Origin of the sequence: Sessilibacter corallicola (assembly GCF_021290925.1) — a bacterium.
Taxonomy (GTDB): domain Bacteria; phylum Pseudomonadota; class Gammaproteobacteria; order Pseudomonadales; family Cellvibrionaceae; genus Sessilibacter; species Sessilibacter corallicola.
In genome coordinates, this window is record NZ_JAJSLX010000001.1 from 1,509,496 (window position 1) to 1,530,895 (window position 21,400).

At 46.1% G+C, this 21,400-nt stretch carries 24 protein-coding genes; 11 read left to right on the forward strand and 13 right to left on the reverse strand.

The window, feature by feature from the left end:
- Positions 1–103 precede the first annotated feature (103 nt).
- The 3 genes from LU361_RS06320 (at position 104) to LU361_RS06330 (ending at position 2,476) form a co-directional block, all read left to right on the forward strand.
- Positions 104–1,003 (forward strand): LysR family transcriptional regulator, encoded by a 900-nt coding sequence (locus LU361_RS06320; RefSeq protein ID WP_233087972.1) that lies wholly within the window; start codon positions 104–106, stop codon positions 1,001–1,003.
- Positions 1,004–1,313: 310 nt separating this feature from the next.
- The gene (locus tag LU361_RS06325; protein ID WP_233087973.1) at positions 1,314–2,012 is read left to right on the forward strand and encodes a hypothetical protein; all 699 of its coding nucleotides are present in this window, start codon (positions 1,314–1,316) and stop codon (positions 2,010–2,012) included.
- 8 nt (positions 2,013–2,020) lie between these two features.
- Complete coding sequence (locus tag LU361_RS06330) at positions 2,021–2,476, forward strand: hypothetical protein (protein WP_233087974.1); 456 nt, start codon at positions 2,021–2,023, stop codon at positions 2,474–2,476.
- A 33-nt stretch (positions 2,477–2,509) separates the two neighbouring features.
- Here LU361_RS06330 and LU361_RS06335 read toward each other — a convergent pair whose 3' ends face one another.
- Genes LU361_RS06335 through LU361_RS06345 form a run of 3 tightly spaced genes read right to left on the reverse strand, consistent with a single transcriptional unit; the run spans position 2,510 to position 4,433 of the window.
- Positions 2,510–3,112, reverse strand: coding sequence for a DUF938 domain-containing protein (locus tag LU361_RS06335; protein WP_233087975.1), 603 nt, complete (start codon positions 3,110–3,112; stop codon positions 2,510–2,512).
- 58 nt (positions 3,113–3,170) lie between these two features.
- A complete protein-coding gene (gene yaaA, locus LU361_RS06340) occupies positions 3,171–3,947 on the reverse strand; it encodes a peroxide stress protein YaaA (protein WP_233087976.1) in 777 nt (258 codons plus the stop codon).
- 18 nt (positions 3,948–3,965) lie between these two features.
- Positions 3,966–4,433 (reverse strand): DUF4265 domain-containing protein, encoded by a 468-nt coding sequence (locus LU361_RS06345; RefSeq protein WP_233087977.1) that lies wholly within the window; start codon positions 4,431–4,433, stop codon positions 3,966–3,968.
- A 161-nt stretch (positions 4,434–4,594) separates the two neighbouring features.
- Here LU361_RS06345 and LU361_RS06350 point away from each other — a divergent pair, with 161 nt between their 5' ends.
- Together LU361_RS06350 and LU361_RS06355 are read left to right on the forward strand one after the other, a co-directional pair.
- On the forward strand, positions 4,595–5,866 hold the full coding sequence (locus LU361_RS06350; protein WP_233087978.1) for a M48 family metalloprotease: 1,272 nt from the start codon (positions 4,595–4,597) through the stop codon (positions 5,864–5,866).
- Between the two features lie 224 nt (positions 5,867–6,090).
- On the forward strand, positions 6,091–6,426 hold the full coding sequence (locus LU361_RS06355) for a hypothetical protein (RefSeq protein ID WP_233087979.1): 336 nt from the start codon (positions 6,091–6,093) through the stop codon (positions 6,424–6,426).
- 18 nt (positions 6,427–6,444) lie between these two features.
- On the opposite strand, the gene LU361_RS06360 is transcribed toward LU361_RS06355, so the two are convergent.
- Positions 6,445–7,224 (reverse strand): alpha/beta hydrolase, encoded by a 780-nt coding sequence (locus tag LU361_RS06360; protein ID WP_233087980.1) that lies wholly within the window; start codon positions 7,222–7,224, stop codon positions 6,445–6,447.
- Between the two features lie 284 nt (positions 7,225–7,508).
- On the opposite strand from LU361_RS06360, the gene LU361_RS06365 reads away from it, so the two are divergent.
- Both LU361_RS06365 and LU361_RS06370 read left to right on the forward strand, forming a co-directional pair.
- Positions 7,509–8,678 (forward strand): Na/Pi symporter, encoded by a 1,170-nt coding sequence (locus LU361_RS06365; protein ID WP_233087981.1) that lies wholly within the window; start codon positions 7,509–7,511, stop codon positions 8,676–8,678.
- Positions 8,679–8,706: 28 nt separating this feature from the next.
- Positions 8,707–8,931, forward strand: coding sequence for a hypothetical protein (locus LU361_RS06370; RefSeq protein ID WP_233087982.1), 225 nt, complete (start codon positions 8,707–8,709; stop codon positions 8,929–8,931).
- Positions 8,932–9,078: 147 nt separating this feature from the next.
- Here the strand turns inward: LU361_RS06370 and LU361_RS06375 are convergent, their stop codons facing one another.
- A complete protein-coding gene (locus LU361_RS06375; RefSeq protein ID WP_233087983.1) occupies positions 9,079–9,270 on the reverse strand; it encodes a CPXCG motif-containing cysteine-rich protein in 192 nt (63 codons plus the stop codon).
- Positions 9,271–9,559: 289 nt separating this feature from the next.
- Between LU361_RS06375 and LU361_RS06380 the strand changes: the two genes are divergently transcribed.
- Complete coding sequence (locus LU361_RS06380) at positions 9,560–10,195, forward strand: hypothetical protein (protein ID WP_233087984.1); 636 nt, start codon at positions 9,560–9,562, stop codon at positions 10,193–10,195.
- Positions 10,196–10,296: 101 nt separating this feature from the next.
- Here LU361_RS06380 and phoU read toward each other — a convergent pair whose 3' ends face one another.
- The 5 genes from phoU to LU361_RS06405 all read right to left on the reverse strand — a co-directional run bounded on the left by phoU (position 10,297) and on the right by LU361_RS06405 (position 15,854).
- Positions 10,297–11,013 (reverse strand): phosphate signaling complex protein PhoU, encoded by a 717-nt coding sequence (gene phoU / locus LU361_RS06385; RefSeq protein ID WP_233087985.1) that lies wholly within the window; start codon positions 11,011–11,013, stop codon positions 10,297–10,299.
- 27 nt (positions 11,014–11,040) lie between these two features.
- The gene (gene pstB, locus LU361_RS06390) at positions 11,041–11,868 is read right to left on the reverse strand and encodes a phosphate ABC transporter ATP-binding protein PstB (protein ID WP_250647558.1); all 828 of its coding nucleotides are present in this window, start codon (positions 11,866–11,868) and stop codon (positions 11,041–11,043) included.
- 63 nt (positions 11,869–11,931) lie between these two features.
- On the reverse strand, positions 11,932–13,215 hold the full coding sequence (pstA, locus tag LU361_RS06395) for a phosphate ABC transporter permease PstA (protein ID WP_233087986.1): 1,284 nt from the start codon (positions 13,213–13,215) through the stop codon (positions 11,932–11,934).
- Positions 13,208–14,599 (reverse strand): phosphate ABC transporter permease subunit PstC, encoded by a 1,392-nt coding sequence (pstC, locus tag LU361_RS06400; RefSeq protein WP_233087987.1) that lies wholly within the window; start codon positions 14,597–14,599, stop codon positions 13,208–13,210. Before pstC ends, pstA begins: the two co-directional genes overlap by 8 nt.
- 211 nt (positions 14,600–14,810) lie before the next feature.
- Complete coding sequence (locus tag LU361_RS06405; protein WP_233087988.1) at positions 14,811–15,854, reverse strand: PstS family phosphate ABC transporter substrate-binding protein; 1,044 nt, start codon at positions 15,852–15,854, stop codon at positions 14,811–14,813.
- A 488-nt stretch (positions 15,855–16,342) separates the two neighbouring features.
- Here LU361_RS06405 and LU361_RS06410 point away from each other — a divergent pair, with 488 nt between their 5' ends.
- The 3 genes from LU361_RS06410 (at position 16,343) to LU361_RS06420 (ending at position 18,861) form a co-directional block, all read left to right on the forward strand.
- The gene (locus LU361_RS06410) at positions 16,343–16,900 is read left to right on the forward strand and encodes a TRAP transporter small permease subunit (RefSeq protein WP_233087989.1); all 558 of its coding nucleotides are present in this window, start codon (positions 16,343–16,345) and stop codon (positions 16,898–16,900) included.
- Positions 16,901–16,968: 68 nt separating this feature from the next.
- Entirely contained in the window at positions 16,969–18,363 is a 1,395-nt protein-coding gene (locus LU361_RS06415) for a TRAP transporter large permease (protein WP_233087990.1), read from the forward strand.
- A gap of 93 nt (positions 18,364–18,456) precedes the next feature.
- A complete protein-coding gene (locus tag LU361_RS06420; protein WP_233087991.1) occupies positions 18,457–18,861 on the forward strand; it encodes an acyl-CoA thioesterase in 405 nt (134 codons plus the stop codon).
- Positions 18,862–18,886: 25 nt separating this feature from the next.
- Here LU361_RS06420 and trhA read toward each other — a convergent pair whose 3' ends face one another.
- From trhA to LU361_RS06435, 3 genes are all read right to left on the reverse strand, one after another.
- A complete protein-coding gene (gene trhA, locus LU361_RS06425) occupies positions 18,887–19,576 on the reverse strand; it encodes a PAQR family membrane homeostasis protein TrhA (protein WP_233087992.1) in 690 nt (229 codons plus the stop codon).
- A gap of 189 nt (positions 19,577–19,765) precedes the next feature.
- On the reverse strand, positions 19,766–20,167 hold the full coding sequence (locus LU361_RS06430; protein WP_233087993.1) for a YybH family protein: 402 nt from the start codon (positions 20,165–20,167) through the stop codon (positions 19,766–19,768).
- Positions 20,168–20,194: 27 nt separating this feature from the next.
- Positions 20,195–21,376 carry a TRAP transporter substrate-binding protein gene (locus tag LU361_RS06435; RefSeq protein WP_233087994.1) on the reverse strand — a complete coding sequence of 394 codons (1,182 nt, stop codon included), beginning with the start codon at positions 21,374–21,376 and terminating at the stop codon, positions 20,195–20,197.
- Positions 21,377–21,400: the final 24 nt, after the last annotated feature.

Genomic DNA, 21,400 nt, shown 5'->3' on the forward strand with positions numbered 1-21,400 from the left:
AGCACGGTCTGACTGTGCAATCACGGGATGCCGCTATTATCAAACGCCTTTTACGTGCTATAAATAGGGTAATCATTGATTAATAATCAAAATATTTTTGATAATGAACCTAGAAGACCTGTCTTTATTCATTCAAACCGCCGACAGTGGCAGCATTACCAAAGCCGCCGCCAACTTAGACATCAGCACGGCAGCGGCCAGTGCCGCCCTTAAACGTCTGGAAAAACAACTTGGTGCCACCTTGTTTATTCGCTCTACTCGGCATTTGCGCATCACCGAAGAAGGCGAGCGCTATTTAGTGCACACCCGTAACGCCCTAGAGAGCCTCAGACTCGGCCAGGAATCAATGCAATCACTGAAAGGTGAAATCTCGGGGAAATTGCGTATTTCGGTACCTTCGGATTTAGGCCGCAACCTGTTAATGCACTGCTTTGATCGTATTATTGATCAGCATCCGAAATTATCGGTGAATTTAATTTTGGGCGATTCCATTACCGACTTTTTTATTGACCGTGTTGATCTTGCCATTCGCTACGGAACCCTTGAAGACTCTTCATCAGTAGCCTTTAAACTCGCCGATCTAGAACGCGTTTTATGCGCCGCGCCCAGTTATTTGGCAAAGCATGGCATGCCAAGAACACCTGAAGAGCTTCACAATCACAACTGCCTTTGCTTTCAATTAAATAATCGTATTTACAATCAGTGGGAATTTTCTCAAACCGCAGAAACTGACACTAAAAAAATTATCGTAAAAGTTTCTGGTAATCGAACCGCCAATGATGGCGAGCTGGTGAGACGTTGGCTTGTTAACGGTAAGGGGATTGGTTACAAATCCAAATTTGATATTGCCGAGGATTTAAAAGACGGGAAACTGGTTCGGTTATTACCCAACTATAAAACCGCAACAACAGAATTAAATTTAATTTGCCCCAATAAAAATCGAATCACACCATCTGTATTACTCATTCGCGATTTATTAAGAGAAGACTTTATTAAATTATAATTATCAAGCACAAGCTTTATATTCATTTACAAGTCATCACGAAAAAGAAAATCACGCCAAAATAAAAACGTTAAAAATAATTAAACCGTCTTACGGTTAACACTTTAAATAACTGTAAGAAATTGAGTTTAATCATATCGTTATTTTTACATTAGCTCATTTCAAAAAATTGGCTGTAACATTTGACAGCACTGTGCATAACACACCTCATACACAATTTTTTTTGTTTTAGCATTTTTGCAATCCTGTTGAGAATAAACGCTCATGGTTATTTGACGTTGTCCCGGCAAATTGATTAACAGAGCGAAAAATGACGATAAACAACGAAAGACGATTATTCGAAAATGCCATTCAGGCATTAGAAGCAGAAATTGCCAATATTGGCGCACATTTAGTTATTGATTCGTCTGCGCGCCAGTCTTACTCCAGAAAAATAAAAGCGATGGCGAATGAACTTAGAGTACAAGCATCTTCTGGAAGAATATCTTGGGTGGACGCGGCAAATACAGCGAATGAAACTCGCAACGCGATAATGGAAATAACAAGAAGAAGGAGTACGCCTGTCGGTAAAGCGCTGGCTCATTCAATTAAACAACAGGGTAAAACATTAAATGAAATAATCGCCAAAAAAGTCATTAAAGTTTATGGACCTAAAGTGTCGTTTCATGACTTGACCGCGCAACAGCAAAATGCGATTTATGCCGAGGTCGTAAAGTCAGCCGGAAAGTCTAACCCGAAAGTTAGCGCAACCATGAAAAAACTCTCGTATGCAGGACGAAGTTTAATATTTCTTTCAATTGCGTTATCTGTATATACTGTTGCGACCGCTGAAAATAAAGTAGGAGCGGCCGGTAAAGAAGCTGCATTAACTGGAGCTAGCATTGCCGGAGGGATCGCTGGTGGCGCAGTGGCTGGCCTGGCTTGCGGTCCAGGTGCACCCGTCTGTGTTACTGTTGGTGCATTCGTCGGTGGCGCTCTAGCAGCGATCGGAATAGGTTTTGCCTGGTAGTTATCAGTATGAACATTATAGAATCATCGCAAATTAGTTCTGCGTTAACTCGCGAAGCCACCGAAACCGAATCACCCAATATTCAAGTTAGCATCGCTCAGGCAGCACTAGACGTTAATATCGAAGGCGCTTGTGTAGAAGCCTGTATTCAACTCCAAGATGAATATCTGATCTTTACCACCAACGATTGCCCGTTCGAAGAAACCTTAAATATTTATTTAATTGATGCCGAAAACAACGTTGTTGATTCAGCATCGATTTATTGGATGTATTCAACCGGCATGTTTTCGGACTTAACCATAAAGAACGCTAACACGATTGGATTTACATTTTTTAAAGATACACCGTGGACTTTAGAAGTCTTCGAAAAACCCCAAATGATGGTGCCGTATATTTCGGAGCCTAAAGGAGTTTTTCGAAAAATGAAGTTAAAACGTCGGTTTAGAATTTCTGAAAAACAGTAAATGTGGCTTGGTTAGCTGTGATGTTTATTGAACTTACATCTCTTCTTTAACAAAAACCAACAACTGATTATTCGCAGGCATGGCGTTATCTTCCACTAACTTTAAACCTTGCTCTTTGGCCAGCTCTTGAATCGCTTCTATATCGCGAACACCACTTTCTGAATTTCGATTTTTCAACCAAATATCAAACTTTGCGTTACTCGGTGTGGTAAATTCGCCGCTGTATTTAAAAGGTCCGTAGATAATGAGTGTTGCGTTTTCATTGAGAACATTAGAGAGACCAGCAAAAAAATGTTTTACCGAATCAAAACTCATAATGTGTAAAGTGTTGGCCGTGTAGACGGCATCGACTTTTAATTCAGGCCAACTGCCGGTTACATCAAGTTCTAATGGACGAGAAATATTATCGCCATTGTATTCACCTAACCACTGATTAATACCGGGATGATTTTCTGTAAGGTCGGATGTGTGCCAATGCAGATGAGGTAATTCACCCGCGAAATAAACGGCGTGTTGGCCGGTGCCAGAACCGATTTCCAGCACGGATTTTTTATCGGATAAAAGCCGTTGTAATTGAGCAAAAATCGGTTCGCGATTATTAATACTTGCTTGGGAAATCGGTTTTTCTAAAATCACAGTGTTATCTCTTTTCATGAGCCAATATTAAATGGCGCTCTGATTAATTCATGACATTTTATTCTGGCGTATCGCGAGTGAATACCCAAGTATTACCTTTGGAAAGTTCACTGTTGTATTGATACCCTTGAACGTTAAAATCTTTTAATCCTTCCGCCTCGGTTACTCCGTGCTGAATAGCCCAAGCACTCATTAAGCCTCGAGCTTTTTTGGCGTAGAAGCTGATAATTTTGTACTCGCCATTTTTTAAATCTTTAAATGCGGGCGTAATAATCTCGGCGTTGAGTACTTTTTTGTTCACGACTTTAAAGTACTCATTGGACGCTAAATTTACCAAGGTATCGGTTTTGAGTTTTTTCAATTGCTCGTTTAGCGCTTCGGTGACTTTGTCACCCCAAAATTCGTACAAGTTTTTACCGCGACGATTATCAAACTTGGTGCCCATTTCCAATCGGTAGGCTTGCATTAAGTCTAACGGTCTAAGCAAACCATAGAGACCCGATAAAATCCGCAGGTGTTTTTGCGCAAATTTAAATTCTTGTGCGTTGAACGATTCTGCCTGTAAACCTGTGTACACATCGCCTTTAAACGCAAGTACGGCTTGCTTGGCATTGTCTTTGGTAAACGGTTGCGACCAGTCACGGAAGCGATCAAAGTTAAGCACGCCAAGTTTGTCGCTGATGCTCATCAAGGTTGAAATGTCGTGCGGAGCGAGTTCACGCAACTCATCGATAAGTTCGGCTGAGTCTTCCAAAAAGTCGGGTTGGGTCGCTGTTTTGGTCACAGGCGCGGTGTCGTAGTCCAGCGTTTTTGCCGGTGAGATAACCATTAACATAGTGATGAATTCCTGGTGTTATTCGGGCGCTAGAATGGATTGCCACCAATTTAATGGCGTGGTGCCGTCTTCGGGATCGTAGACGTTACCGTACATCCACATGCCTGTGTCGGCCACGTATTTATTGAGCAGCTCTTCTATTTTTGTGAATCCGCAGGATACATGAATGCTGTAGACGTAAAATCTGGGGGTTTCGATATCCAACTCACCACCGAGCTTTTCCAATGCTGGCGTCAGCTCTTGGGAAATGTCTGCTAGCTTGTCGCTGTAGATTCGAATGCACAGATTGCCGGAGCGCTTGACCAGCTCGAAGGAATCGCCGTTGCGTTTTAGGGTATCGCCGCGAGCGATGCCTTTGACAAAGGCCGGGGAGGTAACCAGTTGGCAGGTGTCGTCTTCGTTGATTTTCACTCGCAGACGCTCAACCACGGTTTCTCCGTCGGGGCGGGTTCCTGCGAACATTTCGATGACTTGCAGTGCTTGCATATTGCTCTCTTGAAGGGTTTGTGACCGCGAAAAACCAGCGGCGCGAAAAATTTACCGATATTATACCGATTGCTAAAACAATCTCGCACAATCCGGTCTAAAATAACGGATTGGTTTTTTAGGTATCTGATAGATAAGTACAGAAAAAGAGGGATCAGACAGTGCGTTTACGCAAGCTTATCGGTGCGGGTTTAATCGCCTTAACACCATTCATTCAGAGCTGTACGGTGAATCCGGTGACCGGAGAACGTCAGTTCAGCATACTTTCTCAGTCGCAAGAAATCTCCATCGGTGAACGCCAGTACATTCCTGGCCAACAGAGCCAAGGCGGTGTCTACACTCTCGATCCAACTCTGGGTCAGTACGTCTCTCAGATCGGCCAAAAATTAGCGCGAGTGAGCGATCGCCCTGATTTGCCCTACGAATTTGTGGTCCTGAACAACGATGTCCCCAACGCCTGGGCACTACCGGGTGGAAAAATTGCGATCAACCGGGGGCTTCTGTACCACATCACCGATGAATCGCAATTGGCTGCGGTTATCGGCCACGAAATTGTTCACGCCGCCGCTGGTCACGGTGCGACTCAGCACAGTCAATCGATCTTGCTCGGCGGCTTGGGTTCTGTGATCCAAGCGGTGGGCAGTAATTACGGTTACGGCAGTTTGACCCAACAGGGCGTTGGCCTTGCCACCGCTGCGATTTCAGCACAATACGGCCAGGGGCAAGAACTGGAAGCCGACCGCTACGGCATGGATTATATGGGTCGTGTCGGCTATGAACCACTCGGAGCAGTAGAGCTGCAAAAAGCGTTTGTTAAATTGTCAGAAGGGCGTAGCACTAATCCGTTACAGGCGTTTTTACAAAGCCACCCCCCGTCACAGAATCGCGTTGCCGCCAACTTAGCTAAAGCACAAACCATGGAAAGCGGCGCCCGCAATAAAGCGGCATACGACAGAGCGACCGCTCAAATTCGCAAAGACAAACCTGCGTACGACTTGCATACAAAAGCGCTATCGCTGGCGGGTGAGAAGAAATTTGATGAAGCCCTAAACCAAGTCAACCAAGCCATCAAAAAACAGCCCAAAGAAGGTTTATTTTGGACAACCAAAGGCCAAATTGAGCTGGAATTAGAGCGTAAAACATCGGCCAAAAAATCCTTCGATAAAGCGATCTCTTTGAATAACCAATATTATGCGCCGTATTTGTACCGTGGAATCGTTTCCGTTGATCAGAAAAATTACGCTGCCGCGCGCAGTGATTTAATTCAAAGCAATCAATGGTTACCCAATCCGTACGCGACGTTTTATCTGGGCGTTAGTAATGCCAAGCTTGGCAATATCGAACAGGCCCGAAGCAACTTTACCGAAGTCCAGCAATCCGGCGGCGAACTGGGCGAAGCTGCTACGCAGCAGCTAGAGCAGCTAGGTAACTGATCACTTTCTGCTCGAACTTTTCTGGAGTTCGAGCAGATTCGTTTTCTTTGTCGTTATTGGTCTGTAATCTTTCAACACCAATCGACATTTCTCACCCCCTTATCTCTCAAACAAACACCCATCAACTTTATTATCAATAAAAGCTTACTTTCAGCTTATTTACTCACTGGCATTCCCCGTTAGACTCAGCTTGCTTGTACCACTAACCATGATGAGACTTTACGATGAGAATTTTATTGGGTTTACTTTTTGCTGTCTGTATTTCTAGCGCACACGGAGCATCAGAGATTGTCAGCACCGTAGATACGGTGCGTGTGGATAATAATGGCTGGGCATTCATTCGATTCACCTCGCCGCTGGGAATGGAACCTGCCAGCTGTATCCAGGATCACCCCAATCATTTATCGTTCGATACGAAGACCGATGCAGGCAAGGCTATCTTGAGCTTGGCGCTAACCGCGCACTCCACCGGCAAGCGAATTTTCGCGCGAGGCACAGACACCTGCGAAGGCTACGGAGTGATTGAAAATTGGAATTTCGGCTGGATCATGAACGAATAAACCGCTTCTAACACAAGGTTATTTCAAAAATTGATGCAATTCAGACAGGAACTTGTCGTCTTCGAAGATCGAGTTATGGCTTGCTCCATCGATAACCGTGAGCTGCTTTTCGACGGCTAGAGCATCAAACGTGGCTTTTGAATGCTCTGGCGGAATGGCTTTGTCTTTACTGGCAATAAAGACCTGGGTTGGTGCCGAGATTGACGGTGCCAACCCATACAAATCGAACTTGTGTTTTAAATATTGTGCAATAAAAGATGAAAACTGGCTTTGAACAATCTTTTCAATACTGAATAACGGGCAAACCAAGACTAACTTCTCAACGCTTTTATTAGCGGTTACATACCCGGCTACCGCACTGCCCATGCTAAAACCCACCACCGAGATTTTCGCGCTTGGGTGCTCGGCTTTCACGAATTCATAAATGCTCAACCCATCTTGATAAAACTTTTCCTCGCTCGGTTGCCCCTCGTTTAACCCGTAACTGCGGTAATTAAAGGTGTACACACGACTCACTGGTAGCTGCTCCAGCACAGACTTTACCGACAGAACATCTTGGGCATTGCCTCCAAAATAGATCAGCACATGTTCGGATTCATCGAAACTAGCGGGCAGATTCCAGCCCATCAAACTGATCTCGTCATCAACCGCCAAATCAAGACGATACTGTTCATTGGCTTGGTAGGTTTCGAGGTTGGGGCGAAATCCTGGGAATATGAGATGTTCTTGATTTTTAACAACCCAAACACCTAAAAAAACCAACATCGTAACAACTGCAAACAACACCCAGAATTTCATTTATACTCCGCACCACTTCAAAACCGAACACCAATAAGGGATGTATTTTACTGGCCGTTCAAAGAGGAACATGTTTTCAATTTGAATACAAATATTTTTAAACATGAATGTTTTATTGAAATGAACGATCTTTTAGAGCCTCACCATTATTGGGGTGGACTATTCTTTTAGTCTGTCGATGTTCGTCATAAATCTTTCATCAAAACGACACACAATAGGCCTTATTTAGATTCAATGCTTCCAGCTGGAAGTCTTCGCAGACGTAATTAGAAACGATTCAATTTATGACAACTGATACATCCGCAAACAACACGCCCAATTCTCAACCAATTCAATCAAACTGGCGTGAGTGGGCTTTCGTTGCCGCTCTTGTCTATCTTCTGTTAGTTGCTGTTTCGTTAATTGGCGGAGGGTTCAAAATATCCGCAGGGGAGCGCGCAAAGGAGCTGTTTGAATTTGCCAGCAACCCAATCACCGGATTGGTGATCGGCACCGTAGCTACCGCACTCATTCAATCATCGAGTACCGTAACGTCGATTATCGTCGGGCTGGTTGCCGGCGGCATGCCGGTGAGCATCGCCATTCCGATGGTGATGGGTGCTAATATTGGTACCACCATTACCAATACCATCGTCAGCTTAGGTCATATCAAGCAAGGCGAGGAGTTCAAGCGCGCGTTCTCGGCAGCAACAATTCACGACTTTTTTAATCTACTGTGCGTGGTTATCTTTCTTCCGCTCGAAATTGCTTTCGGCTTTTTGGAAAAAATAGGGGCCTATTTTTCTACCATGCTGGTTGGCGGAGATTCAGTCTCGATGAGTGGATTGAATTTCATGAAAGCCATTGTTAGCCCACCGGTTGGCCTCATTAAAGGCTCGATATTATCGCCACTGCCAACCACTGCTTCCGGTATCATCATGATTATTCTCGGAGTGGTACTTATTTTTGTTTCGATTACTTTTATTGGTAAGTTGCTCAAAGTATTAATGGTCGGCAAGGCCAAAGAAATATTGCACTCTGCGGTGGGTCGAGGTCCGGTTGCAGGCATCGCTTCGGGAACCGCTATGACGGTACTTGTGCAATCTTCATCAACTACCACAAGCTTGATTGTTCCCTTGGCCGGAACCGGCGTATTTTCTATTCGCCAAGTTTATCCATTCACTCTGGGTGCTAATATTGGTACTTGCATTACTGGCCTGCTGGCTGCAACCGCTATCTCTGGACCAAATGCAGTTTTTGCGATGGAGATAGCATTAGTGCACCTATTTTACAATTTACTTGGTGTTATTCTGATTTACAGCATTCCTGTCTTACGAAATATTCCGATAATGTGTGCGAATTGGCTTTCAGATGCCGCCGTCAAAAATAAATTTTATATTCTTTTATATATTTTCACCGTGTTTATGATTATTCCTTCTGTTTTGGTATTTGGAAGCAAGGTGATCAGCGCATAGATAAAGAATAACCAATAGGAGTACTGTGATGGATTCTCTAGAACAACAAAAACTAGACCTACATGAAAAAATCGCTATGTTAGAAGGTACTCTCGTTGAATTAAAATCAAAACTCAATGAGATAGAAGAACAAGAACAACACGAAGCGATCGACCATCTGGAAAAATACTTAGAAGAGCTAAATCATCATTATTCTCATTTACAAAGTGTTGGCCAAATACTGGTAAAAGAGTTGCACAAAGTTTTTCATTAATTTTATAAGCCGCCTAATTCAGGCGGCTTTTTATTTCTCTAAACATTCTAAACACCTCTCAATTTAATTCGCATCTTTCATAGCTCGTCACTAAACACAAACGTTACGCCTTAATTTTTTAACGCATACAAGAATCAGTTAGATTTTTTATTCGTTTTCATGTCGCACAGTTATTTCAAACGAATCCTCCGTATACACAGTAAGATGAAATTCAATGGGCCGACAACACACCTGGCAATCTTCAATGTAATGGCAGTCGCCATCGGACGGATCGATAATAACGACTTGCGGTTCACCACAGTAAGGGCAGTAAATTGTTTGCTCGGGTAACTGTTGCAATTAACACAACTCCTTTAGTGACTGATCGTTATTTAATTTATTCACCGCTTTCGATATTATTTGGCAGACGCCAATACTAATATTCATTGGAGCCACGCTCTTCTATTTCGATTCGAACAAATATCGAAACCATTAAAAGTACCATTTCGATTTTATACATTATTAATATTTTTACATCGCGATTGTTTATAAGTTCTAACACAGTTTTCAACGCAACGAATAATTACTTTTTTTGCGCCCAGCGATTTAGGCTGCCGCAAAAGCCATTGCTATAAATAAGGATAACAATATGGAAATGACCAAACTTATTTTGGATTTTATTAAATCATCGCTTTGGCCAATTGTCGCGGTAATCGCATTGATCAATTACGGCGAACAATTAATGGGCATAGTATCGACGCGTGAAGTGGATGTTTTTGGTGTAAAAATCGGGCAAAGCGTTTCGGCACTATCGACAAACCATTCCCAAGAAATAGCTGATTTACGCAATCAAATTTCTCAACAAGACGGCAACTTTAACGATAAAGACAAAGAATACTTATTGAGCCGATTGGAGCGTCTTAATAATCACGTCCAAGAAGAATTATTTGCGCTGCAATCGCAATCAAAAAATACAACACCAACGCCTGAGCAAACCACGCAACCATCTAATGATCGTACTCTGGCAAAAAATGCGGAAACCCGTGGCTTTCAAGCCTTGTTAGACCGAGACGTAGTGGCCGCCATTGGCGCGTTTGATGAAGCCCGCAGACTTTGGCCGGATTATCACAACGTGAGCGAGATCTACACGTTGCTTAACCACGAACGCGAAGAGCTGTCCTCAGCCGCAGGCTGGGGGCAAGTGTGCGAGATTATTTTAGAGAAGTACGCCTGGGGAATGCCGGTAGAATTTCGAGACGCGTTGCGCCTGAGCATTAACAATTAATAGTCAGGTCAACTAATGGGCAGGTCAACGCTAAAATATTAACGCGGATTTAATAAAACACTAGAGCGTTTTTCGCTCCAGTGTTTATTGCTGGCAGTAGCTTAAGATTCGCTGACTTGGCGTTCCATCTCAGAAACACTGGTATGACGAACGTCCAATCCTTTAACCAAGTAAATAATGTGCTCGGCAACATTGCGGGCGTGATCGCCAATACGCTCTAGGGAACGCAGCGCCCACATCACATTCATCACGCGACCGATCGAACGCGGATCTTCCATCATGTAGGTGATCAATTCACGGGTGGAGGATTTGTACTCCCGATCCACCAGTTTATCTTCACGAACAACGGTCATTGCTGCATCAACGTCAAAGCGAGCAAACGCATTCAGCATTTGATCGACCATCAACAACACGCTTTTCGCCAAATGGCGCAACTCGACGTAACCCTGCGAACTCTGGCCTTCGTCGACCAGGGCAATCGCCATGGTGGCGACTTTATTGGCTTCGTCGCCCATGCGCTCAAGGTCACGGGTGATTTTGGATACAGCTAAAACCATGCGCAAATCCGATGCCGCAGGCTGGCGACGCGCTAAGATTAGGGTGCAATGCTCATCCAGTGCAATTTCGCGAGCATCGACTTCATCTTCGACAGTGGTTACCTTTCTGGCCAAGTCACTGTCGGCGTTACTGATTGCGGAAATAGCATCTCGGATTTGCTCTTGCACCATCCCGCCCATTTCCAGCAGTTCCGTACGCAAATCTTCGAGATCGGCGTTGTACTGGCGGGAAATGTGTTGGTCTAAGTGCAATTTATCCATAGCTTTAATAGCCTCTTTTTTTAATTATTAGCCAAATCGACCAGTGATGTACGCTTCGGTCAACTGATGATCTGGGTTAGTAAACACCTTTTCAGTCTCATTTACCTCTATCAACTTACCGAGGTGGAAATACGCGGTGCGATTTGATACACGCGCGGCTTGTTGCATGGAGTGAGTCACAATCGCAATGGTGTAATTTTCACTCAACTCTGCGATCAGCTCTTCAATTTTTGCTGTCGCGATCGGGTCCAATGCGGAGCAGGGCTCATCCATCAAAATAACTTCTGGGCTTACAGCAATGGTTCTGGCGATACACAAACGCTGTTGCTGACCGCCGGAAAGTCCGGTGCCTGGCGCGTCCAATCGATCTTTCACTTCGTTCCACAAACCTGCTTTTTGCAGGCTGGTTTCGACGATTTCGTCCAGCTCTGTGCGCTTAGACACCAAACCGTGGATTCTAGGTCCGTAAGCGATGTTGTCGTAGATCGACTTAGGAAATGGATTGGGTTTTTGAAACACAATTCCGACCCGAGCCCTTAAAGGTACCACATCTAACTTGGCTCCGTAGATGTCTTCGCCCTCAAGATTGAGATCGCCTTCAACACGACAGCCTTCGATGGTGTCGTTCATGCGGTTCAAGCAGCGTAAAAACGTTGATTTACCACAACCGGACGGGCCGATCATCGCCATCACTTCGTTGGTACCAATATCCATACCTACATCAAAGATAGCTTGTTTTTCGCCATAAAAAACGTTGACGTTTCTCATGCTGAGCTTTGCATTATCAACAAACGGAGTGCCAACGGTTTGATGATTGTCGCCGATTGTCTCAGCAGTGTTGGTTGCCATGTTCATAGAAACTGTTCTTAACCTTTTAACGACTGTCTATTTCGTAATTACGTCAAATTTAAACTCGTGTTACCAGCGTCGTTCCAAACGACGGCGCAACAACACTGCGATGGTGTTCATTAAAATCAAAAATGCCAGCAATACTATGATGGCACCAGAGGTTCGTTCTGTAAAAGCGCGCTCTGGACTGTCTGACCAAAGATAAATCTGTACCGGCAATACTGTTGCTGGGTCCATAATTGATTGAGGAATATCAACGATAAACGCCACCATACCAATCATCAACAGCGGTGCGGTTTCACCCAACGCCTGCGCCATACCGATGATGGCACCGGTTAGCATGCCCGGCATTGCCAGCGGTAAAACGTGATGCAAAATAACCTGCATCTTGGACGCCCCCAAACCCAAAGCGGCTTGGCGAATGGAAGGCGGCACAGATTTGATCGCCGCGCGCGAGGAAATAATAATCGTCGGCAAGGTCATCAAGGTAAGCACAAGACCACCCACCAGCGGAATCGATCGTGGCATGCCAAAGAAATTGATGAAAATCGCCAAACCCAGCAAACCGTAAATAATGGAAGGAACCGCAGCTAGGTTGTTGATGTTGACCTCAATGAAGTCGGTAAATTTGTTCTTCGGTGCGTACTCTTCCAAATACACAGCGGCGGCAACGCCAATAGGAAAAGACAGTACCAGCGTCACTAACAGGGTATACAACGATCCCAACAAGGCGCCTCGAATACCGGCCATTTCTGGCTCGCGAGAATCGCCCGAGGTAAACAGTACGCGGTTAAAGCGAGACTGCATTTCGCCAGAATCGAGTAGGGTGTTTACCCAGCCAATTTGCTTATCGTTGAGGCGACCCGTAAAGGGCTCGGCGTCGTTTTTACTTTTTGCGTAGGTATCAATGTCGTCGTCGGCCAACACCCAAAGGGTGAGCTGTTCGCCGAGCTTTTCCGGGTCGTTTTTCAGAATCTCCTGTAATCGGAAGCCGGCACTGTTACTCACCAAACCGTAGAGCTTACGACGATCACCGCGCTTTTTAACGTCGGGGAATTTATCGCGTAAGGCTTTGCGAACAACGCCCTGATAATCCGCCAGCGCCAATTGGGACTCATCGGTTATGTCGGTGATGTCCAAATCATCGGGGTCTAAATTGACCGTCAGTTGAATGTAGTGACTGGTGAATGCGCCCGCGCCTTTGCTGACAATGTCGGTAAAGAGCACAAGTAGACAGAGTAATCCGAAACCAATGGAGGCAATACCAAAGATTTGGAAACGCTTCTCAGCACGATACCGCTTTTGCAGGTTGCGGTTAACCAGATCGATAGTGCTTGGTTTATTGCTATTCATATTGTTCTCGGTACTTCTTAACTACGTGGAGGGCGATGAAGTTCAACGTTAATGTCACCAAGAACAACACCAAGCCTAAAGCGAATGCCGCAAGGGTTTTCGGACTGTCAAACTCTTGGTCACCGACGAGCAAGGTAACAATTTGCACAGTAACGGTGGTTACCGATTCGAGAGGGTTAGCCGTGAGATTCGCAGCCAGGCCCGCGGCCATCACTACAATCATGGTTTCACCGATCGCGCGACTCACCGCCAGCAAAATACCGCCGACGATGCCGGGCAGAGCAGCTGGGATAACCACTTTTTTAATCGTTTCCGATTTTGTTGCCCCCAAACCGTAAGAACCATCACGCAGTGAATTTGGCACCGCGTTAATTACGTCATCCGATAGCGAAGACACGAACGGGATAATCATAATGCCCATCACGCCACCGGCAGCCAATGCACTTTCAGAAGAGACATTCTCAAAGCCAACACCTTCTAAGAAACTGCGAATGGTAGGAGCCACGGTGAGTGCGGCAAAAAATCCGTAAACCACTGTTGGAATACCGGCGAGTACCTCAAGCATTGGTTTAACAATGGCGCGAACACGGCGATCGGCGTACTCGGACAAATAAATCGCCGACATAAGACCGGTTGGAACAGCAACCAACATGGCGATGGCCGAGATTAATAAGGTACCGGCAAACAGAGGGACCGCTCCGAATGATCCAGAACCGCCAACCTGGCCGTCGTGGATTGCCGTTTGTGGGCTCCAGTGAGTGCCAAACACAAAATCAGTAACGGGAATAACGCTGAAGAAACGCAAGCTTTCGAACAGTACCGAAAACACGATGCCAACCGTTACCAGCACGGCAACAAAAGAAGAGAGCAGTAATAAAGACTGGAAGACTTTTTCGACAAACTGTCGGGCTCTAAGCTCAGGACTGACTCGCGTCCAGGCAATAGCACCAAAAATAACGCCGAAAATAAGCACCAACAGCGCGCGCGCCATAGCGTTAACGCGGTTTAAATCAACGAGTCGCTCTGCGGCTTGAATGATTGCAGGATCGCTAACTTCAGTGAGGGAACCAGGATTAGCAGCGTAGTTTTGAATGGAATTAATCAGCAAGCCAAGCTCGGATGATGTCAATTCCGACGAATTCGGCAGCGACTGAACAATAATGCGCTCAATAATAACGCCGTCGAATATCGACCATATCACCAGCACCGAAATCGCCGGTAATGCACACCAAAGGCAAGCCATCATACCGTAGTACAAAGGCAATGAATTCAAATGGTGTTGGCCACCAAGCGCTTTCGCTTTTGACAGCGACCGGCGACGGGACGTGTAAAAAATCGCCGCACTGAGCGCCACCAGGGTCAGCAGTAACGTGGTTAAATTCATGGTTCCTCAAAAATTGTTGCCAATCAAATCGTCTTTAGCACTCAGACAATATTGCGAAAAAACTCAAGCTAAGCTGTTTTCTCGTGTTTTCTGAAAGGTGTCATTTAACTGGAGTTCAAGCTTTTAAAACAAAACAAAGCCCAGTGCGTGAAATCACTGGGCTTTGGCGGCAATTCAAATTATTGCACCTAACTGCGTAAGGGGTAGCAGCTTATAAAACGAGATTGTTCAATTGCTTAACATCGCTACCAACGGCTTTTCGCTGATCATCTGGCAGAGGGATCATACCTTTTTCAGCCAAATAACCTTCTTCACCCCAAGCTTTGTTGCTGGTGAATTCAGCGAGATATTCTTTAATGCCAGGAATGAACTTGATGTGTTCTTTCTTAACGTAAAAGTACAGCGGGCGAGAAACTGGGTAGTCGCCATCAGCAATTGCATCAAAGGTTGGCTCTGAGCCATCCACCAATGAGCCCTGAATTTTATCAGCATTTTGGTCTAGGAAGCTAAAACCAAAAATACCGTAAGCGTTTGGATTGGCGTCGAGTTTTTGAACGATTAAGTTATCGTTCTCACCGGCCTCGATAAATACGCCATCTTCACGAATGGTATGACACAACGCCTTAAATTGGTTTTTATTTTCTTTTTTCAGTTTCGCCAACCAATCAAAAGACTTACAACCGGACTCCATCACCAACTCTACGAATGCATCGCGTGTACCTGAGGTCGGCGGTGGTCCCAATACTTCAATTTTAGTATTAGGTAATGAAGCGTCGATATCGCTCCACTTTTGGTAAGGGTTATCTTTAAGCTCACCCGGAGAACCTTCAACCGGTATCTGCTTAGCCAGCGCTAAGAACAGGTGCTTGCGTGACACATTAAGCGCGCCGCCTTTGATGGAGTTACCCAAGACGATACCGTCGTAACCGATGAGAACTTCAACAATATCGGTAACGCCGTTACCCATACATTGTTTAAATTCGCTTTCTTTCATACGGCGAGAAGCGTTGGTGATATCCGGAAAACCGACGCCCACACCTTGGCAGAACAACTTAATGCCGCCGCCAGAACCTGTCGCTTCGATTTTTGGCGTTTTAAAGTTAGTAGATCGACCAAAACGCTCCGCTACCACGGTTGAGAATGGGTAAACCGTAGACGAACCAACAATTTCAATATAATCACGCGCAGCATTGGCTGTGTTCACTATGCCTGCGCAGGAAGCGGCAAGAATAGCCGCCAAAATAGATTTTCTCACCGAGGTGCTCCTAAATTTATTTCTTATTGATACCCAGTTTTTGATCGATAGATAAAACAAAGGTATTAAAACTTCGCGCAATTTGCGGCAAATATATTTCAGAAATATTAAAGTAATGTTACAGCCCTGCAATAAAGCAAAATATGTCTAAAAATCTGCGTTAAGCGCTACTGGGATTAAGCTAAAAACCCATAAAACGGAGAACTAGCGCCCCATTTATTGAATCACTAATTACAGAGCAGCACGTAAAACCTGTGCCAAGGGAAAAATAGCAACTTTTTACGACACTATTGTGTACTTTTTCAACCCAAAACCCTAAATCGCTCGCACCTAGCACTCATGACACGAGAACACACCAGTAAGAGTCACTTGTCTTTGGGGTTAATTGTCGGTTCCTATATACTTTCGGCAACAATTGCGGCCAAATTTCAGTATTGAGCAAACCCATTCAATCGGCCCTCTAGAATCTTTGTGAAAAGCAGCAAACTATGGCTGAACAGCTCTCGAACACCCCCAAACTAGCAACGTCTTTGATTCAGCTACTCGATAAATTCGCCTCAATCACCGGTCGAGTCAGCGCCATAGCCATCGCGTTTATGGTGATTATTACCGTGGCCGTTGTGATTTTAAGGTACGGTTTTTCGATGGGTTCGGTCGCCGCACAAGAGTCGGTAACCTATCTCCATGCCTGGCTGTTTATGTTGGCGATGTCCTACGGGCTTAAATCCGACTCCCACGTACGCGTCGATATTTTTTATCGCAATTTCAGCAAAACATCGCGCAATTGGGTGAATGCTATTGGCGGTTTAGTGTTTTTATTGCCGATGTGCGCAGCACTCGTTTATTACGGCTGGGATTACGCCGAACGCAGCTGGGCAATACGAGAAGTCTCTGTAGAAGCCGGTGGTATACCGGCGGTTTTCTTATTGAAATCGCTGATTCCAGTGGCCGCCTCTTTACTGCTGCTGCAATGCCTAGCCGAAGTACTGGCGAATACGCTGGAATTAATGGGCTACGCTCCCGAACGCAGTGCCATCGAACGCTAATCAGTAATCCCTAATAAAGTCGCACCAATACCGCACTATTTATTTGTCGAAACGGAATCCTGCTTACCTTGATCGAATTTATTCCCGTTCTTTTATTTATCTGTGTTTGTCTCGCCTTGATGTTCGGCTACTCAGTCGCGTTCACTCTAGCCGGGTGCTCACTGATTTTTGCAGGTTTTGGTATTGTCACCGGCACCTTCGATCCAGCGCTGTTAAAAGCCTTGCCCGATCGAGTTTTCGGCACCATGACCAACACCACTTTAATTGCGGTGCCGCTGTTTGTGTTTATGGGGATCGTGCTCGAAAAAAGCCAAATTGCCGAAGATCTCCTGAAAAACATGGCGAAAGCCTTTCAGTTTTTACCCGGTGGCTTGGGTTTATCGGTTGTTGCCGTTGGCGCCTTATTGGCAGCATCAACCGGCATTGTCGGCGCAACTGTGGTCACAATGAGCTTGATGTCGCTGCCAACGCTACTTAATCATGGTTACAGCAAATCCTTAGCGACCGGAACAATTTGCGCAACCGGCACGCTCGGACAAATCATTCCTCCGTCGATTGCACTGGTCTTGCTGGGCGATATTTTGTCTTCGGCGAATCAGCAAGCACAAATCGCTCAAGGCGTATTTAATCCCACACCGGTGTCGGTTGGAGACCTATTTGTTGGCGCGGTTATTCCCGGGGTATTGCTGGTTTTCGCCTACGGCGCCTATGTGTTGTTCAGCGTTTGGCGCTCGCCGGTAAAACCGACGCTTGGAAGCGACAATCACGCAGCGGGTTCGGACGAAATTCATTGGTCAGAAGTGATAAAAGCGCTGATTGCGCCTATCACGCTGATCACAGTGGTACTCGGCTCGATTATTTTCGGGATCGCAACCCCAACCGAAGCCGCCGGAGTCGGCGCCTTTGGTGCCATTATGATGGCGCTGGCGAAAAACCAGTTATCGTTCAAAAAACTTAAAGCGATTGGCTTGGCGACCACGCGTGTGACCACGATGGTTTTCACGATTTTGATTGGTGCATCGGTGTTTTCTCTGGTGTTCCGAGGCTTTGGCGGCGAAGAATTAATTAATCATGCGTTTCAGTCACTGCCGGGCGGATTGTTGGGAGCGACTGTGTTGGTGATGGTTGCCATCTTTTTACTCGGCTTCATTTTGGACTTTATCGAAATTACTTTCGTAGTTATTCCATTGGTTGCGCCGGTATTGATCACACTCGGAGCCGATCCTGTGTGGCTCGGCATCATGATTGCTGTGAACTTACAAACTTCCTTTTTGACGCCACCATTTGGGTTTGCATTATTTTACCTGAGGGGTGTAGCACCAAAGTCTGTACATACTTCAGACATCTATTCTGGCGTGATGCCATTTATTGTGCTCCAATTGGCGCTTCTTTTAGTGTTAGCCGTGTATCCAGAGCTGGTAACATGGTTACCAAACACACTAAACTCTGCAAAAGGGAATTAGACTTTAGATTAACCTTGAGCATGGGTCGATAAAGACAGATCATTCACGCTCGATGATAGTAATGTCCGAATAATCAACAATAACGAGACAACAATGAGCCACTCATACAACGAAATTGATGAAACACCACTTCCGACCGGAGAGCTGGCACTGCAAACCGTGGCCATGCCGCATTCCACCAATTCGCAAGGGGATATCTACGCCGGTTGGCTTCTGTCGCAAATGGACATCGCCGGTTCTACCGTGGCACAAGAGTACGCTCATGGCCGAGTCACCACCGTTGCCGTGGGCTCAATGGCGTTTTTAAGACCGGTTCCGGTGGGATCTCAAGTTCGCTGCTACGTAGAGTTGTTGGAGATTGGCCGTTCTTCCATCAAAACCCGCGTTGAAGTGTGGTTGAAACAGGTCAGCAGCAATGAGCTTATGAAGGTCACCGAAGGTGAATTCGTTTATGTTGCCATTGATGAAAACGGCAGAACCCGCTCCATCAAAGACTGATTAATTCCTGGGAAAAGGTGGTGCGCTAGATAAAAATAATGTCGTTATAAATCGCAATGTAATGACAACAGCTGCCACCTAAAACAAACAAATGCCAAACGGAGTGAGCAAACGGTAAGCGATCCAAAATATAGAACACCACGCCAACGGTATACACAATCCCACCGGCAAGCACTAAATTCAGTGTCATCGGCGCCAGTTTCTCTAATAAAACCGGCGCAACAAGAATTCCAATCCAACCCATCACAATGTAATTAATCACATGTAACCAGTGGTATTTTCCCTGGCGAGTCAGTTGCAAAACGATGCCGATAATACCGAGCGTCCACACCAGAGCAAACAAACTCCAACCGGCGGTTCCTCCCAAACTGACCAACAAGAATGGCGTGTAGGTTCCGGCAATAAGCAGATAAATTGCACAGTGATCAAACAAGCGCAGCACACGCTTGGCTCTGGGAAACGGAATGCTGTGATAAAGCGTGGAGGCGAGGTACAGCAAGAACAGACTCGCCCCGTAGATAGACACCGCTACAATCGTCCAAGGATCAGTTTCAATACTGGCCATGGTGATCAATAGCGTCACCGCGGAGATACTCACCAGCGCGCCAACACCATGAGTAATGGCGTTGAACACTTCCTCAGGTAGGCTCTGAGGGCGTTTTTTTCTGCGCTTTTGGGCAGGGATTTCCGCTGGCAGTGTCGCGATATCGCTCATATCAAAATCAACCAATGAGTTAATTGACGGGAGAATTAAGCTTAGCAGTCACTCTCAGGGTAACTGAGAATGATTTACCTTGTAACTATTTAGACGGCATTTTGCGCTAAATATTTTACAGGTCTCACAATTTGACCGAGGAAATCCATAGCTTGAAGCAATCAACACTAGGTGAGAGCTAAAACAACGTTATGATTGACCCACCAGTGGCATCGACAGATGCTGGTGAACGATTTTCCAGCGGTGCTCGCTTTTCTCCAGCGCGAAGGTTGCTCGCACGAAGTTTTCGAAGTCGCTGCCGTCTTCAAGCACACCGCCACAACGAATGATGCCGTAGGCGAAGGCTAGGTCAGTATCGGCCTTGATGCTCAATTCGACGAACTCAAAAATCATGGCGCCTTGGTTCTCAAGGTGCCAGTCATCCCAACTCTTACGGTAAGCGTCGGCACTGTCGTACTTCAATGGGGGGAGAACATCGTAAACCACCAAATCCACTCGGTGATGCTCTAGAATTTTATCCTCAACGCCCATTCGGGTGCAGATTGCCCATTCTTGCAGAATATTTTGAATGGCTTGTTCTTCATGCTGCATGGTTGTGGATCTCAAATTGACTGGGTTTTAGGGTTGTTCGCCGAAATACTCGCGTGACTTGTACCAAGACTGCTCCGAGATCAGGTGATAATTCTGCGCCTCCAGACGAAACTTGGTATACGCCTTGTAGATTCGGGCGAACTCAGGATCGCTTGCTGCCAGCTCATCATAGACCTCAAAGGCGGATTTTCGAAGCGCTAACAGCACCTCTTTCGGCAGTTCACGAAGTTCCACACCGTGGGTTTCAACCAACTCTGTCAACGCGGCATTGTTGCGACTGGTGTATTGATCCAAAGTCAGCTGGTTGGCGACGATCGCGGCACGATAGACGAGCTTTTGCAGATCTTCCGGGAGGGACTCGTAGGCTTCCTGATTGATGATTAGCTCAAGGGTCGGGCCCGGCTCATGCCAGCCGGGATAATAATAGTATTTGGCAACCTGATAGAAACCCATCGCCAAATCATTGTACGGCCCCACCCATTCAGTGGAATCGATCACCCCGGTTTGCAGCGACGTATAAAGCTCACCGCCCGGAATCGTTACTGCGACGCCACCGGCGCGATTCCAAACCTCACCGCCCAACCCTGGGATGCGCATTTTCATGCCTTGAATGTCATCAATGGAATTGATTTCGCGGTTGTACCAACCCGCCATTTGCACGCCGGTATTACCAGCCGGGAAGGGTAATAAACCAAAGGGTTCGTAGAGATCCCGCCACAACTGCCAGCCGCCGCCCTCGGTGATCCAGGCATTCATTTCCTGGGCGTTCATCCCGAATGGAACGGTTGTGAAAAACACAGACGCTGGAATTTTTCCTTTCCAATAATAAGAAGCGCCGTGCCCCATTTGAGCAACACCGCCAGAAACCGCATCGAACACACCCAGTGCTGGCACCAGTTCACCCGCGCCGTACACTTTAATTTCTAGCCGACCGCCACTCATTTCATTGATGGATTCGGCAAATTCGTTGGCAGCGGTTCCGAGGCCCGGAAAATTCTTCGGCCAGGTAGTCACCATGCTCCAACGATAGACAGTTTGGTCGGCGGTTTGGGAAGAATCAGAAGGCGCGCTTTCAGCAAAGCGATCCGAAGAGGCCGTGCTCGCCACTTCCATAACGTATAAACCAAACAGCAACACAACCAGCGCTACCAGCGCGACAACAATCGCTGGCAGAATCGTGCGAGACTCCGCTCGATGAGGCTCCGACATAACAGCTTTCAATCCTTGTTATTG